Genomic DNA, 15132 nt, shown 5'->3' with positions numbered 1-15132 from the left:
TCGTTCCCCTTATGAGACCCTCCTGTACTATTAAAGATAATGGCAGGATTGTGTAAGACTCAGTTTCGAGACTTTTGTTGAGTGGATGGGGCTGCGGGGAATAACTCGCTTTCCGCGGGAGCGCGGTGAGCCTCCTCGGACTGCGTCCTGTGGGGTCTCACCATGCCCTTTTTTCCCGCAGGAGTCTCGCCATTCCCCTCCGCCCCTTGGCTATATCATTTTCTCGAAACCACTTCTTGGCAACTACTTATTTTGAGAATGAAAGCTTGATGTAGAGCGCTTTTTGCTTCTAACATTGGGATAGTAGAAGACAATCCAACTTGTTGAAAGGGTACGTTTCTCACATACAATGAATGGGGTGGTTGGGAAGCTGCGAGACTCCCGTGGGAGAAAGGAGATAGGCGAGATCCCGCAGGACGAAGTCCGAGGAAGCTCGGCGCTCCCCCACAGGAAAGCGAGTGGCTTCCCAACCACCCCTGACTCCAAATACGGCAAACGAACCCCGGTTATCTCGAAACTGAGTCTTCCACAATCGGGAGCTTTTCTCAAATAGAGAAAAAAGTAAGAGAAAAGTGTTGACATATATAATGAGAATGATTATCATTGTAATTGATAATAGTTATCACCGTTATCCCCCCAAATAACGGACGAACATCAGACACAAAAACAAAGCCCCCTTTTTTTCGATATTAAAAAGCTGCATGCGATCGTCGCATGCAGCTTTATTTTTATGCTGGCAGAATTCCAGCTGGTAAGAAACCAAACCCAAGGACGATGGCGATGATCCCAGCGATGACAAGCTGAGCCCACCAGGTGCCTGTTGGCTTCTTCTTCTTGTATTTAACGGCTACCATTTCCATGGAAGCAATGACCCATAGACCGACGAGCAGTTTAATGATCACAAGCGGGCCGTATTCGGCGTAACTTGCAAAAAGTGAACCACCGGAATAAAGAATAAGCAAATAAAAAAGACGAAGAATCATGTGAGAGATCTTTGCCGCTTTTTCACTGCCTTTACGGGTAAACATGGTTACAAGACCGACAAGTACGAATGCGATGACCCATGAAGTAATATGTAAGTGCGCCATATTTTGTTATCCTCCTTTTCATATGAATCTACGGTTATGATACCACGACTGTTGCGCATATTCCTATCATTTTGATGTTGGCTTCATTTTCTAAATTATAAGAAAATAAGAAGCAAACCTGTTATAATGATGAAAGACTGAAATGAAAATGGAGGGATTGCATGTCTGTAATTAGTAGTCAGAACATTATTGATCAAACCCAGGAATATGGTGCAAAGAACTATCATCCACTTCCGATTGTCATTGCTAAAGCGGAAGGTGTATGGGTAGAGGATCCTGAGGGAAATCGTTATATGGATATGTTAAGCGCTTACTCTGCTGTCAATCAGGGGCATCGGCACCCAAGAATCATCCAGGCGCTGACCGATCAGGCGAACCGTGTAACCTTGACTTCCCGCGCCTTTCATAACGACCAACTTGGTCCCTGGTATGAAAAAATTTGTAAGCTGACGAATAAAGAGATGGCTCTTCCAATGAACACAGGGGCTGAGGCGGTCGAAACAGCCATTAAGGCGGCGCGACGCTGGGCTTATGATGTTAAAAAAGTGGAAGAAGACCAAGCGGAAATCATCGCTTGTACAGGAAACTTTCACGGCCGGACAATGACGGCTGTTTCCCTTTCTTCTGAAAAAGAATACAAACGCGGCTTCGGACCAATGCTTCCAGGCATTAAACTCGTCCCATACGGAGATATTGATGCCCTGAAAGAAGCGATCACAGAAAATACAGCCGGGTTTATGCTTGAGCCAATCCAGGGAGAAGCCGGCATTGTTATGCCACCGGAAGGCTTCCTTAAAGAAGCCTATGATGTGTGTAAAGAAAACAATGTGTTGTTCATTGCTGATGAAATACAGGCAGGACTTGGGCGCAGTGGTAAGATGTTTGCTTGTGATTGGGAAAATGTCAGTCCAGACATGCTCATTCTCGGTAAAGCTCTAGGCGGCGGCGTCTTCCCGATCTCCTGTGTGGTTGCAAACAGGGAAGTGCTCGGTGTCTTCAATCCAGGTTCCCATGGTTCCACTTTCGGTGGTAACCCACTTGCCTGCGCCGTTTCAGTGGCCTCCCTTGAAGTGATTGAAGAAGAAAAACTGGCAGAACGGTCGCTTGAACTTGGAAACTATATGATGCAGGAGCTCAAATCGATCAACAACCCGAAAATTAAAGAGGTGCGCGGAAAAGGTCTCTTTATCGGTGTGGAAATGACAGAACCAGCCCGCAAGTATTGTGAAGAATTAAAAGAAAAAGGACTGCTCTGTAAAGAAACACATGAAAATGTGATTCGTTTTGCTCCTCCTCTCGTTATTGAGCAGGATGACCTGGACTGGGCCATCAGTCAAATTAAAGCAGTTTTAAGCTAAGTATGATAAAAGACGGCAGACCCAGTGGGCTGCCGTCTTCGTTATTTAAGAGAAGCGATTTTCTTTTGTTTCCAGGGGGCAAGAACAATGTCCACCTCCCGCTCTTCTCTCCGTTCCCAAAACGTCCCTGTGTTTTCTTCAATATAATACCTTCCGAGGCCAATATCCACTTGATATTGCTGAAGTGAAGGATCAGACCATTGATATTTAGAAGAAAGAACCACTTGATTGCTTTCTGTTTCAGGCCACAAAGTAGAAGCTTCTACAAGCTCATAGATTTCCTCGTCATTCTCTTCGAGCAGCAAAAACACTTTTTCTCCTCGATTCAAAGGTTCTTCAATCATCCATTTCTCTTCAGGAATTTGTTCAATCGCATAGTCCAACCTGACAAAATCCCCGTAAAAAGGATCACGCGGGTCGACGGGTGTCGTCTTCAGTGTAATCGTCTGTCCCCAGCTATCCATTGCATAGTAAGAGGCGGACATGAGAAGAAGAAACAAGAGTTGCAGAGTGACAAGTCCATAAAACCACCAGCGCTGCTTCATTTCTCTTCCCCTCCTTTATGGATGGTGCGCCGTTTTTTCTCAAGAAAATAACTGAGCGCAAACAATAAAGCGCCGCCGATCAAGAAGAACAATGAACGATCCATGAAATCCCAGGCGAGCTGAAAATAAGCTATAAACGTAGTCAAAAGAAAAGCGATCGTCCCTTTGTTGACCCACCTTGACACTTCCTGCTGGTAACCTGAGATCAACCACAGAAGTGCATAAAGAAACAAGATGAGGAGGGAAAGCATGTCGCCGGATTCAAATCGGAAGACGGGTACAAACAAAAGCAAATCGATCCAGTAGTAGTTGGTCGAACTCATGGCAGACCTTACCACAGAGAAGAAGAACAGAATGGCCCAGGCAAGGAAGAAATAAAGCGAGGTCTCCGTCAGTTCACCGACGTATTCGTTTCCGAGGAAAAAGACTTGCAAAACCAACATGGTGAAAACAGACAAAATGCTAAGCGTTTTAAATACGCGCACATTCCCTTTTTCAAGGAGGAAATCCTCCACTACATAAAGCAGTAAGAAAAACGCAATCAACCAATAGTAAGGCATTCCTTCACTAAAGACAAGAATGACAGCGTGAAGCGTATAACTCACTCCAAATGCGGCTAATTGAGTCACTTTCCGTGAACTCAATACGAACCATCCCAACCCCAGAATGAATAGAAGGGCAAGCCATATGTGGAAGTGTTGAAAAACAAGTCCGCTGTACAGCTGTCCGACCGTCATAATCACAAGTGTCGCGTAAAAAAATGAATCGTCCTTAAAAATGAGAAACAAACCAAAAGCAACGATCGACCATAAGAAGAATGGAAAAGCACTATACGATGTATAGTGATACATTTGACCGACTAGAAAAATACTGGAACCAAAGATCAGAAGGGCAATCAGGATGAGACTGGTGCCGACACGTTTGGATTTTTTCCTGTACACCCAATCTCCGCTCAAATAAAAGGCCGTCAATGAAGCAAGAAGAATCACCATTCTCCCAAGATCCGTCAAATACGACCAGTTTGATGCGACGAAAGTCAAAAACGCAAGACCTATGAAAAGAGCTGCAAAAGTAAGCAGCACGGGTTTGTTTTGTTTTTTAGGATAGCGTTCCAGCAACTGCTCGCGTTGACCTTCACTGATAATCGCATTTTCTACCCATTTCTTGCTTTCTTTAACGAGGTGATCACGATTCAAGACAACTGCCCCTTTCTCTTATGAAGCCGCCTCACTTTTTCTTTTCAGTGGCTGTTTCTTCCCGTATGACAACGTCCGCCATAACCATTCCAACGGGCCATAACGGAACTTCTTCAACCAGGCCTTGCTCGCAAAAACTTGACCAGTAAAGATAACCATAACGATGAGCAAGCTTCCAATCGGTGGGACATCACCATATAGTCCAAAACCGACGGAATAAAAAAGGATAAAGCTGATCAGGGACTGCAAAATGTAATTTGACAAAGACATCCGGCCGACCCATGTTAAAGGATAAACGATACGGGCACCAATTGATGTCTGGAACAATAGAGTAATAGATAAGACATAAAAAACAGCGGACGCTGAACCACCGATACTATCCTGGGCCAGCTGGAACCATTCCGGGCTTCCGAATAGATGCGGACCTGCTTTGAAAATGAGGAACAATAGACCTGTCAGCACCCATACGTTTTTAATCGAACGCAAATGGTGATTCGGTTTATGAAGCCATTGCTTTCGGCAAAAATACATGCCGAATAAAAACATCGGAATTAAACTCAAAGCGAGAAATGGAAGGTTTCCCCATTGATTGGCATATACCCAATCCGCTAAGTTTTGACGCCATATATCAAGGAGAGATCCGCTTCCATAGTTCACCAGGGCTTCCTGAATCGCCGGCCGGTTCACGATGCCCTGCACCTGATCTCTGACCATGTACAGTGAAAAAGTCAGCGGCAGTACAAGGAAAGCAAGCATCCCGAACGCCCAACTTAACAGCGTTTTATCTTTCACATTGAAAAATGCCAAAAGCACACAACCCATCACGCCGTAAGAAAGCAGAATATCGCCATGCCAGATAAGGAACGCATGAATGAGACCGAATCCAGTAAGTACAAGGAGACGCCTGAAAATCACACTCTGGTATGAAATCTGCTTTTCAACGAGACGGTCCTTCATCATTTGTATGCCAAATCCAAACATGAAGGAAAACAGCGTATAGAAACTTGCTTGGAAAAAAATATCAATAAAATTTTGCACGTTATGACTGAGAGACGATGGCCAAAACTCCGCTGCTCCTCCATACAAAAAATATGGAGCATTGAAAGCGGGCACATTGACCATAAAGATTCCAAGAATCGCAAGCCCCCTGGCCGCATCGATCCAGTCGAGCCTTTCTGATTCGCGGAGAGGTGAACCTTTCTTTTTCATATGTATTCCCCCTATGATAGTTATTTTACTTTTCTTACGTCATTTAGACAATGAAGTTTCATAAACTGTAGAAAGGAGTTTTTCGTTATGCCAGCAAAAGTCGGAGCCGTTAAAGTGATTTCTCTCTCGTCTTCGAGCATCTTCAATATCGGTGATGTGTACAATATGGCTCCCTATGCTTCTGCAAAGACCTTTGCTGGAGGCGGGTCTTTTAATACTGGTGACGGCATTCGGATCAGACTGAATCGAGCGGATACGTTTATCAACGATTCGGAAGTTATTGATCAGCCGATTGCCAATAATGCGTAGGAGGTTTTTCTATGAATCTCACCGTTCATCAATCGATCTACATCCATTTCCTAAGAATCGGTACGGTTGCAAATTCCTCTGTCGTCCAAATCGGAAGTTCAGGAGTCATCCAGGCAAAAGCTGATCTCTATAACTCAGGGGGGTACGTCGAGCCTGCACCGGAAGCCCAGCCACAGGATGGAGAAATTCTCATACCAGAACCTGGAGCTGGCACGCTTGTTCCACTTTCCATAACATAGATGTCCCCCTTTTTTCATAAAGATAGGATAGGGGGTGAGCGGACTTGAACCAATATCAATCCTGGCAGTCATGGATCCAGCAAATGATGAATCAAATGGAACAACAGCAGAAAATGATCAATCAAATGCAAAAGAAAATCGAGGAGCTTCAATCGGTCGAACACCCACCGAGGACGGTTATTGAGAAAATTGAATACAAATTTGATCAACTGAAAATCGAGACGCTCGAAGGAACCCTGCAGATTGGTCTTACTCCGAACGGATCCGAGATGTCCGATATCGGTGACCTTTACAACAATCAAAATCAAAATAAACAAATTCCTCAAACCGATGATCAGGCATTACATTTTCTGCAGGAGTATATGACATCCGATGTTCCTGGGTGGATGAACCAATACGTCCGAGATCATGACATTGAGGTTAGTGATAAACATAAAGAGCGCATGATCGCAGATATCCGAAAACAACTGCCTCAACGACTTGAGTTTTATCGAAATGAGAATCCAGAGGCGCCGCCAGAAACCCTGTTCCATCAAATTCAAACGGAAATTCAACACTCCATTGCCCAGTATTTTGAAACTTTTGAAGGAGATGGTGAGGCATGAACCATATCGTTCACAACTACGGCCTGCATGTCGGAAATATCCGTGTGACAGGCGTTTCAGGTTCTTCTTTATTCTTAATTGGTGACAACAAGACCGTTCGCTTACAGTCTTTTTTTGATACGCCTCCAGAATCATTGATCGTAAGGACGCAGGGGCCGGTTGTAGAAGAAGGCAATGTCAGCATTGAGCAAAATGTCGGAAGAAAAAATAATAAAAATGATTAAACGGATGGTTTATGTGGATGAAATTGAAACCCAGTCTTTGGCGATCGGCTCCGTAATGGAAATTGGAGACGTTCACCGCGCCGCCCCTTTTTCAAGAATCTTAGCGGTACAAAAAGAAGGTGGCGTAGAGTCTGATGTTTATGACTTTGACGACTACTCTATTTTCTCTATGAAAAGCTCACCTCCCCTTCCTCCTGTCCAAGTGGAGTCATTCCATTATCACCACCGTCCCATCCAGATTGACCAAGTACGAGTCCTCGGTGTATCGACAGCGGGGACTTTTCAAGTAGGTGGGGTGGACCATGTCGATGCCCTCAACTATACGAAGCACTTCCGCGACCTCCAAGATGAAGAACAATAAATGCCCAACTTGCATACGTTGTAAATATAATGCTTGAATCGCACCAAAAAGGAGGCGATTGCGATGCCGGCTATTGTCGGACCCATCAGTATTAACAGTGTAGGGGGTGGTGTCGTTAACTTCGGAGACTCCTTCTACCTGTCACCGAAAGCTACCTCTAAAACGAATGCCGGATCAGGAGCACTGAACACTGGAAACTGGATTATTACAAACAATGGACTCAGCTCTACGAACCCGTTTGATCCTGACGTTGCAGATCAAAATCTTACTGCGAATGCTTAGAGGTACTGAAGCGCACTGGATCGTCAGGGCGCTATTTTGCTCTTTAATTGACCGTTTTGGGTTAAGTCACTTTTCCTCGGCGATAAGTCACTTTCCACGATCGGGTTAGGAAAATAGGCAGCTCCTCACCCTTATCAAAAAAAGAAACCGGACACGTGTCCGGTTTCTTCATTTTCTTTTTCTTCGATTCGATTTTCTTGTCGATATTTTCTTCTCTGGATCCTGTTTCTTCACCCAGCGTAAATACTTCTGCATATCCGGATGATCTTTTAAACGTTCTACACTATGGTAAAAGGCTGCCAGTTCTTCGTTTGTGAATAATGCGTGAATCTGACGGTGACAGGCACTGCACAGCATCGCTGTGGGACCCTCCACACCTCCGAATTGTTTCGGAATCAAGTGATGTTCTGTCGTTTTGACCGGAGAACGGGCGCATAGATCACAGGTTTCTCCCATGTGTATCGACCTCCACCATGATGGATCCCTCGAAGAAATATAAACAACTCTTGCGAACAGGCTGCTTCCAAATCTTTTCAAGTGCGGTTTGGTACAAGCTTAATTGCGTGCGGTACCTATCCGCCAACTTTGATGCTGCATCCTCTGTACCTTCAGGTATCGCATCGGATTTATAATCTAGAATCATCCAGCCGTCTTCATATGGAATCATAGCGTCAATGACACCCTGAATGAAGACTTGCTCCTCTGTCGATTCTTCCCAGTCCGCATAAACTTCATCGGCGGGCAAAGTCAGACTGAATGGAACTTCGCGTTCAATCTGATCTGTTTGCAATACATACTTCCCTATACCGGTTTCGAAGAAGTCCGCGACGGCTTGAGAATCGATCACATCCGCTTCTTCGCGCCGGAGCACTTCTTTTAGAACCAAGTGCTCCACGTACTCTTCCACTTCGTCTCTCGTCCATTTTTTTGTAAAGGGCAAGTGTTGCATGACGGTGTGCATCGCAGTTCCGCGTTCCGCTGCAGTCAGTTGTTTTTCCTCCTGCATAAAACGAGGGCGCTTGACGATGGGCGCACGGTAAGGAACGAGCAGCTGGTCGCTTGAGTATTCGTCTTTCGTCTCACGTTGCCGTTTAATTTCGGTAACGGTCTGCTTGGCGCGGGTATGGGCCGCCTTTTCATGTGGGTAAACAAAGTCGAGGCGCTTCACATACGCTTCATCCACTGCTTCAGGGACCTCGACCGGTTTCCATTCCTCAACCGCCTGCTGCAACTGTTCATCCCGCTTTTCTTTCACTTCATCAAGGATACTAAATTCACTTCCGTGAGCAATGTGCACCCGCCACTGAGATTCGTCATAGTGAATTTCCTCAGCCGTCATCACTTCCACATCACCACGAAGGTCGATCGTGTTCTGGTGACGAATTAACGCGGGGCCGACCCAATCGAGGTAAGACTTTGCCTCCAGGCGGTCGTGAGGCGGAAGCACCCAGTCACGGGCATCTGCAAAGTTCTGCCACTTCTCCTGTTTCTTCTCAAAAGAGGCGACATTGCCCACCATGACGAGTTTCTCCTTCGCTCTTGTCAAAGCTACATACAACACTCTCATTTCCTCCGCTAAGAGCTCACGGCGTTTGGCTTCTTTCAATGCGTGATAGGCAAGCGTCGGGTACATGATCCTTTTTTCCGGATTGATGTAACGGGAACCGAATCCATAATCTTTATGCAGTAAGTATCGGTTCTTCAAGTCCATCATATTGAACTGCTTGTCCATAGCTCCAAGAATGACGACAGGGAACTCAAGCCCCTTACTCTTGTGAATCGTCATGATCCGGACAACATCTTCCTGCTCACCAAGAGCACGGGCCGCTCCGAGGTCATCCCCTCTTTCTTCCATCCGCTCAATAAAACGAAGGAAGCGGAACAACCCACGGAAAGAGGTGGCTTCATAAGAGCGCGCACGGTCGTACAAAGCTCTCAAGTTCGCTTGACGCTGACGCCCTCCCGGCATTCCACCGACAAAGTCGTAGTAGCCCGTTTCACGGAAAATATCCCAAATGAGTTCAGACAAAGCCCCTTGACGCGCCCGTTCCCGAAAGCTTTTCAACAATCCAAGGAACTCGTCCACTTTCCGCCCTAAATTATCCTTCGCTGCATAAGCCTGCATGGCTTCATAATAGGTTGCCCGCTTCTTCGCGAGACGAATTTGTGCAAGCTCATCTTCATCAAGACCAACGATCGGCGATTTGAGTACAGATGCGAGCGGGATATCCTGCATCGGGTTATCGATCACTTTGAGTAGACTGAGCATCACTTTAATTTCAATAGCTTCGAAATATCCCGTCGAGAGCTCTGCATAAATCGGAATGCCTTGCTGCTTCAGTTCGTCCACGATGGTCGATGCCCACGTCATCGAACGCATCAGGATGACGATGTCCCTATATTGTAATGGACGCTTCGTTCCGGTTTCTTTATCCACGACTTGGAGTGGTTCTCCCCCTTCATATCCGAGCCATTTGCGAATCATTTTTCCATAGGCGCGGGCTTCGAGCTGGGCTTTTTCCAAATCTTTATAAGCCTCATCCTCGTCGCTGTCGCTTTCCTGTGACTCCCGGTCGATAAGGAAAAGCTCCGCGTCGGCATCATCAGCCGTTAGTTCATCATAAATTTTGTTGCTGTAAATGAGCTCCGCATCCTTTTCATACTCCATCTCCCCAACTTCTTCATCAAGCACTTGGCGGAAGATATAGTTCGTCGCATCGAGCACCTGTTTTCGGCTCCGGAAGTTACGGGCAAGATCAATCCGCTCTCCATCATTTTCTTCATTTCCATAAAGTTTGTACTTGTTTAAAAACAAGGAAGGTTCTGCATGTCGGAACCGGTAGATGCTCTGCTTCACATCTCCGACCATAAATAGGTGTCCTGCATCTTTTCCTTCCGTTAAGAGACGAAGTAACGTTTCCTGTACGAGGTTCGTATCTTGATATTCATCGATCAACACCTCTGAAAACTGCTTCTGAAAACTTTCCGCCACAGGGGAAGGCACAAGGTCCACAGGAGTCGCTGTTTCATCGAGTAAAATGTGCAGGCAATAGTGCTCCAAGTCAGAGAAGTCAACGATCGCTTTTTCTTTCTTCAGCTGCTCGTACCGCTCCTTAAAGTCTTTCACGATGACGGCGAGCTGTTCCATGACGGGATGCAGGTCCTGCATATCTTTCAAGTAGCTTTCGAGCGAACGAGAGAACCATTCATCACGGACCTCATTCCAACGTTTCTTATAACGGTCGCGAATTTTTTTGGCCTGTTCTTTTTTATCTGCATCACAATCCATCTTCTTGCGGGATAACGTGGCAAATTTCTGATCAGCCATAAATCTCTGCATTTCCGACCATGAGTAAGCAATCGCCCCTTTGGCCTGTTGAATCAGCTCAAGGTCCGATTCTGCTGTTTCCGCATAAGCGTAGGGGCCGTCCGGTTCTCGTGTGAGTTCCAACACTTGCTGTGCTTCTGTTTCCATTGCCTTCAGCTGACTTTTCACCTCTTGTTTCAGCAGGTTGAGCCATGGCAGGTCCGTCTCACTTTCGACATGGGTCACATTGTACATCTCTACCATTTGATCAATCCAGGCATCCGGCCAAGGGTTTTGTGTAGCGAACGTGTACAAGTCGAGCACCAGTTTCTCTACATCCAAGTCACTCCGGTCGCTTGAAAACCGTTCAACCACATCAAAAAAGCGTTGCTGCTCTTCGCCTTCTTTTCCGTACCAGTCCTCAAACAGCTCTTCAAGCACCTCCTGCTGAATCAAATCCGATTCAACCGTATCCGCAATCCGGAAGCCAGGGTCTAGATCAAGCAAGTAGGCATAGCGACGCACCACTTCCATACAGAACGAGTGGAGCGTGGAGATGGAAGCGTTTTGCAGCAAGGATAGCTGTTTTTTCAAATGATGGGAACCTGGATTTTCTTCTAAAGCCTTCGCCAATGCCTGTCCTACACGGTTTCTCATTTCTTGTGCCGCGGCATTTGTGAACGTCACCACAAGCAGAGAGTCAATATCGACAGGGTCATCTTTATGAAGGAGTTTTTGAATAATCCGCTCTACAAGAACCGCTGTCTTCCCTGAACCCGCAGCCGCAGCTACGAGGATGTTCGATCCATGCGAATAAATCGCCCTCTCCTGTTCTTTTGTCCAACTGACCATTACGCATCCTCCTTCCCTTTCGTCAGTCTCTCCAGGACATCTTCATCCTTCATGTCCTGGAGTTTCCGATAGTTGTGTTCTTCCAGTGTCGGGTCAAACTGACAGACGGACCGGTATGAACAAAACTCGCAGGCGACCTGCTGTTTTTTCTGAAACGGGTCAAGATCGACCGCCCCATCCGTAATTCTCGTCCCCGCTTCTGTCATCAACCCGCGGATGTACTGTTTCAATTGTTCAAAACGCTCTTCATCCGCTGTTTTTGAACTCTTATAAAATCCACCCTTCGCTTTCAAAGCGGCCGGCACGATTTGGCTGTATCCTTTATCAAGCCCAGTATCCATCATCTGAACGACACGTTCATTTTCTAAAAGCAGGCCCTGCATTTTGAACTTCTTGAAAATCTCTTCTTCAATCTGCTCATCTTTAAGAAGCTGTTTTCCTGTAATCATCGGGTTGTGCACATGGAAATAAAGCACGCCTCCAGGGGACGCATTCTTTCCGAGCCAATGCTCAGCGTTCGTCAGCACAACATCTAAATAAGCGAGCATCTGTAGCGCCAAACCGTAGAAGACATCAACGAGACTCAAGCCCTTGCTACTTGATTTGTAATCAATGATTCTTAAAAATAGATCTTCTTCTGAAAGAGCTTTATCTACACGGTCGATACGCCCGCGAAGCATGAGTTCATACCCATTCGGCAAGTCGAAAGACAATGGTGGAAGTTTCGCATCTCCCCCGGTCCCGAAGCCTAGTTCCAGACCGACAGGAGAAAACTGACTACTCCTTGCCTGCTCACTAAGGACAAACGTTGCTCGTGCAATGACCTGCTGCAGTTTCTTCTGGATATATTGATAGCGGTTCGAACTTTTCAAGATTTGATTTTGTAATATTGGTGCCAGTTCATTGGTCGCTTTTTCTGCATAGAGGTTGGTTTCCTGACGTCCCAGTTGAGAAAAGTCACGTCCTTCAGCCTGAACCCATTCCGTAATCTGCTTAAGCGCTTCGTGGAAAAGCTGGCCAATGTCAGGGGCATCCAACTTGTAAGTCCTTCGTTCCTCAAGCCCCAGGCTGTGCTGGGCGAAATACTGATACGAACAGCGGTGATACGTTTCCAGTCGTGAAACACTCGTTTTCACCTGCTTATCGAACAACTGCCCTGTCGTTTCTTTGGAAAGAGGCACCGGTTTATTTTTGTAAAAAAGACTCTGCAATACACGGTTCGTCAATCCATGGGAAGACTCGTGCTCGATATACCAGTTCAGCAATTCCCACCAGACCGGCTGCATCAAATAACCTTTCAAATACCGGGCAAACTGCGAGGTGAGTGCCGACCGTGTCTTTTGCGGATTCGTAATGAACCGCTCCGCATCGTACAAATCATCAGGATCCTGCAAAAGCACATGCTCCCTCGTATTCGGGAACAATTCCTCGATCCGTTGGATGAGCGTCGCCGGAACCTTAGACTTTCCTTCCTCATTACTGAGCGGATAGCTGATCCACAATTTATCGGCGGGCATTGTAAGAGCCAAGTACACATAAAAACGATCATCCAGCAGCTGGCGATTGCTGCCATCCGCAAGTTGAATGCCGTGCTCCGCAAGCAAGGAACGCTCCTGTTCAGAAATCATGCCATCACTTGGCGGCTTCATCGGCCACATCCCATCGGTGACACCTAGAAGAAAGGACGCTTTGATGCCCGTCATTCTTGAACGGTCAACACTTCCGACGATGACATGGTCCATGCTTGGCGGAACGTGGGCGAACGTCAATGATTCCAAGCCACTGTCAATCGTACTGCGAAAAACTTGGAGTGACATTTTTTCGTCGCCGGCCATTTCCACCATTTCATCGAGCAGTTGCAGGAAATCATCCCATACTTGCGCCTGTTCCCGCCCGCGCTCGATGTCTCCTTTTTCATCATAAAACGTACGCCACGACTCGAGCTGATCCGGAACACGCAAACCTTCCAACCATGAGTAAATGACTCGTGCACGCTCTTCAATCGTCTTGGCTGTTCTTAACTCCTCATCAAATGGCTTGAGCGCTTGGCACACTTGTTCACGGTACGCATTGATCCGCGCTTGTTTCGCTTTTTCTTCATCCGTCTGTGCGGACTGTTCAAATCCACGAAAACGCTGATAAACCCAGGGCTCATTTGAAAACCATTGACTGCGCGCCCGTATGCCGTACTCAAGCACGTAATTTTCCAGTTCGTCAATCGCATCTTCATTCAATGGATACTTGCGGTCTGTCGCTGGAATAAAACCGGTTTTTAACAGTCGAAAAACAGCATCATAACGGAAATTCCCTTCTACGACATCGAGTCCAGATCGGACGAGTTCAATCATCGGATGGTTGAGCATCGTCCTTTTTTCATCGATAAATACAGGAATATTGTAATCATCAAAGAGCGTTTCAATCAGACTATGATAGACGTCCGGCTCACGCATCAGAATGGCCATATCCTTATAACGGTAGCCTTCATCACGAACAAGATGAAGAATTTCCTGCGCGACCCCTTCAACTTCTGCACGAGGGTGTACCGCTTCTGCAATCTGAATCGGCACTTCTCCTTCAAACGGGTCCGCTGGTCGTACATCATAGTACTTTTCCAAATGAAGAAATGCGGGTTGGTCTTTCATCCGGCCCGACGTATGGTCGAGCACCTCCGTATCTTCCAAACGGACACCTGCTTCCTCAGCCACCTTTTTCAGATCAAGGTACGTTTGTTTCGTTTCATGAAACAGATCCAGCTCAGGATTCTCTTCTCCTGCCGGTTCTTCTGTCGTCAACGTGATATGAACCTTCTTCACCTTTCTCAACAGGGTTTCAATGACTTGATACTCCTGAGGCGTGAAGCTGTGAAACCCGTCAATGTACACTTCTGCTCCTTCTAAAAAAGAAGCCTCAGGAATTTTGCTGGCAAGAAGCTGGAGCTGATCCTCACTATCTATGTATTGATCTTTCAACGCATCAACAAGACGATCATAAATGTATGTCATATCATCCAGCTTGTCTCTCAAACCCTGTTCCTGACTCGTGGTGTGAACGAACTGATCAAGCGCGTCCATCTGTGCTTGAAGGTCCTCGGGTGTAATGCGGTAACGCTTGAACTCTGTGATCATCCCCTCCAGCTGTTCAATGAACCCCTGTTTCTCAACCGCTTTTTGAAAAACACGCCAATCAGACGTTCGTTCCTCCACGATTTTACGCAGCATCATCTGAACCCCTGTAGACGTGATGAACTTCTTCGTCCCCCCTCCGGTTTCCTGAAGCACTCTCCAGGCCAGCCTTGAAAAACTGAAGACTTGGGCACGAATCGATCCTTCTACTCCCTCTCTTTTCAGAAGGCCGTATTCCTGTTGGAAAGTCATCTGGTCCGGCACGATATAAATAATCGCTGGTCCTCGTGGGTCTTCTTTTAACTTTGCTTCTATTTCATTTAAGCAACGTGTACTTTTTCCTGCTCCTGAACGACCGAGCAAAAAACGCAGCCCCATACCGACCGCTCCTTTCTTTCTCATTCTGTTTATATTTTATCATTTTTGCACCATTTA

At 46.4% G+C, this 15132-nt stretch carries 14 protein-coding genes; 7 read left to right on the top strand and 7 right to left on the bottom strand.

Annotated features, from left to right (window positions below; translation table 11 throughout):
• Nucleotides 1-728 precede the first annotated feature (728 nt).
• Nucleotides 729-1088 (bottom strand): YisL family protein, encoded by a 360-nt coding sequence (locus tag BLS23_RS17010; protein WP_089654249.1) that lies wholly within the window; start codon nucleotides 1086-1088, stop codon nucleotides 729-731.
• Between the two features lie 161 nt (nucleotides 1089-1249).
• Between BLS23_RS17010 and BLS23_RS17005 the strand changes: the two genes are divergently transcribed.
• On the top strand, nucleotides 1250-2446 hold the full coding sequence (locus BLS23_RS17005) for an ornithine--oxo-acid transaminase (RefSeq protein ID WP_089654248.1): 1197 nt from the start codon (nucleotides 1250-1252) through the stop codon (nucleotides 2444-2446).
• 41 nt (nucleotides 2447-2487) lie between these two features.
• Here BLS23_RS17005 and BLS23_RS17000 read toward each other — a convergent pair whose 3' ends face one another.
• Genes BLS23_RS17000 through BLS23_RS16990 form a run of 3 tightly spaced genes read right to left on the bottom strand, consistent with a single transcriptional unit; the run spans nucleotide 2488 to nucleotide 5396 of the window.
• Complete coding sequence (locus tag BLS23_RS17000) at nucleotides 2488-2991, bottom strand: GDYXXLXY domain-containing protein (RefSeq protein ID WP_089654247.1); 504 nt, start codon at nucleotides 2989-2991, stop codon at nucleotides 2488-2490.
• Entirely contained in the window at nucleotides 2988-4187 is a 1200-nt protein-coding gene (locus tag BLS23_RS16995; protein ID WP_089654246.1) for a DUF2157 domain-containing protein, read from the bottom strand. Before BLS23_RS16995 ends, BLS23_RS17000 begins: the two co-directional genes overlap by 4 nt.
• Before the next feature lie 18 nt (nucleotides 4188-4205).
• Nucleotides 4206-5396 (bottom strand): DUF418 domain-containing protein, encoded by a 1191-nt coding sequence (locus tag BLS23_RS16990; RefSeq protein WP_089654245.1) that lies wholly within the window; start codon nucleotides 5394-5396, stop codon nucleotides 4206-4208.
• Between the two features lie 87 nt (nucleotides 5397-5483).
• Between BLS23_RS16990 and BLS23_RS16985 the strand changes: the two genes are divergently transcribed.
• From BLS23_RS16985 to BLS23_RS16960, 6 genes are all read left to right on the top strand, one after another.
• Complete coding sequence (locus BLS23_RS16985) at nucleotides 5484-5705, top strand: spore germination protein (RefSeq protein WP_089654244.1); 222 nt, start codon at nucleotides 5484-5486, stop codon at nucleotides 5703-5705.
• A gap of 11 nt (nucleotides 5706-5716) precedes the next feature.
• Nucleotides 5717-5944, top strand: a complete 228-nt coding sequence (locus BLS23_RS16980; RefSeq protein ID WP_089654243.1) for a spore germination protein GerPB — start codon at nucleotides 5717-5719, stop codon at nucleotides 5942-5944.
• A 44-nt stretch (nucleotides 5945-5988) separates the two neighbouring features.
• On the top strand, nucleotides 5989-6549 hold the full coding sequence (gerPC, locus tag BLS23_RS16975; protein WP_089654242.1) for a spore germination protein GerPC: 561 nt from the start codon (nucleotides 5989-5991) through the stop codon (nucleotides 6547-6549).
• Nucleotides 6546-6773 (top strand): spore gernimation protein GerPD, encoded by a 228-nt coding sequence (locus tag BLS23_RS16970; RefSeq protein WP_089654241.1) that lies wholly within the window; start codon nucleotides 6546-6548, stop codon nucleotides 6771-6773. Before gerPC ends, BLS23_RS16970 begins: the two co-directional genes overlap by 4 nt.
• On the top strand, nucleotides 6742-7134 hold the full coding sequence (locus BLS23_RS16965) for a spore germination protein GerPE (RefSeq protein ID WP_244157263.1): 393 nt from the start codon (nucleotides 6742-6744) through the stop codon (nucleotides 7132-7134). The genes BLS23_RS16970 and BLS23_RS16965 overlap by 32 nt, the downstream gene beginning before the upstream one ends.
• A 63-nt stretch (nucleotides 7135-7197) precedes the next feature.
• Nucleotides 7198-7416 (top strand): spore germination protein, encoded by a 219-nt coding sequence (locus tag BLS23_RS16960; protein WP_089654239.1) that lies wholly within the window; start codon nucleotides 7198-7200, stop codon nucleotides 7414-7416.
• Between the two features lie 168 nt (nucleotides 7417-7584).
• Here the strand turns inward: BLS23_RS16960 and BLS23_RS16955 are convergent, their stop codons facing one another.
• The 3 genes from BLS23_RS16955 to addB are packed head-to-tail and all read right to left on the bottom strand — an operon-like array spanning nucleotide 7585 to nucleotide 15075.
• Nucleotides 7585-7872 carry an HNH endonuclease gene (locus BLS23_RS16955; RefSeq protein WP_089654238.1) on the bottom strand — a complete coding sequence of 96 codons (288 nt, stop codon included), beginning with the start codon at nucleotides 7870-7872 and terminating at the stop codon, nucleotides 7585-7587.
• Nucleotides 7856-11575, bottom strand: a complete 3720-nt coding sequence (gene addA / locus BLS23_RS16950) for a helicase-exonuclease AddAB subunit AddA (RefSeq protein ID WP_089654237.1) — start codon at nucleotides 11573-11575, stop codon at nucleotides 7856-7858. Before addA ends, BLS23_RS16955 begins: the two co-directional genes overlap by 17 nt.
• Complete coding sequence (gene addB / locus BLS23_RS16945) at nucleotides 11575-15075, bottom strand: helicase-exonuclease AddAB subunit AddB (RefSeq protein WP_089654236.1); 3501 nt, start codon at nucleotides 15073-15075, stop codon at nucleotides 11575-11577. Before addB ends, addA begins: the two co-directional genes overlap by 1 nt.
• Nucleotides 15076-15132: the final 57 nt, after the last annotated feature.

The organism is Halobacillus aidingensis, from assembly GCF_900104185.1.
GTDB classification, from domain to species: Bacteria; Bacillota; Bacilli; order Bacillales; family Halobacillaceae; genus Halobacillus; species Halobacillus aidingensis.
This window is presented reverse-complemented; position numbering and strand designations above follow the sequence as displayed.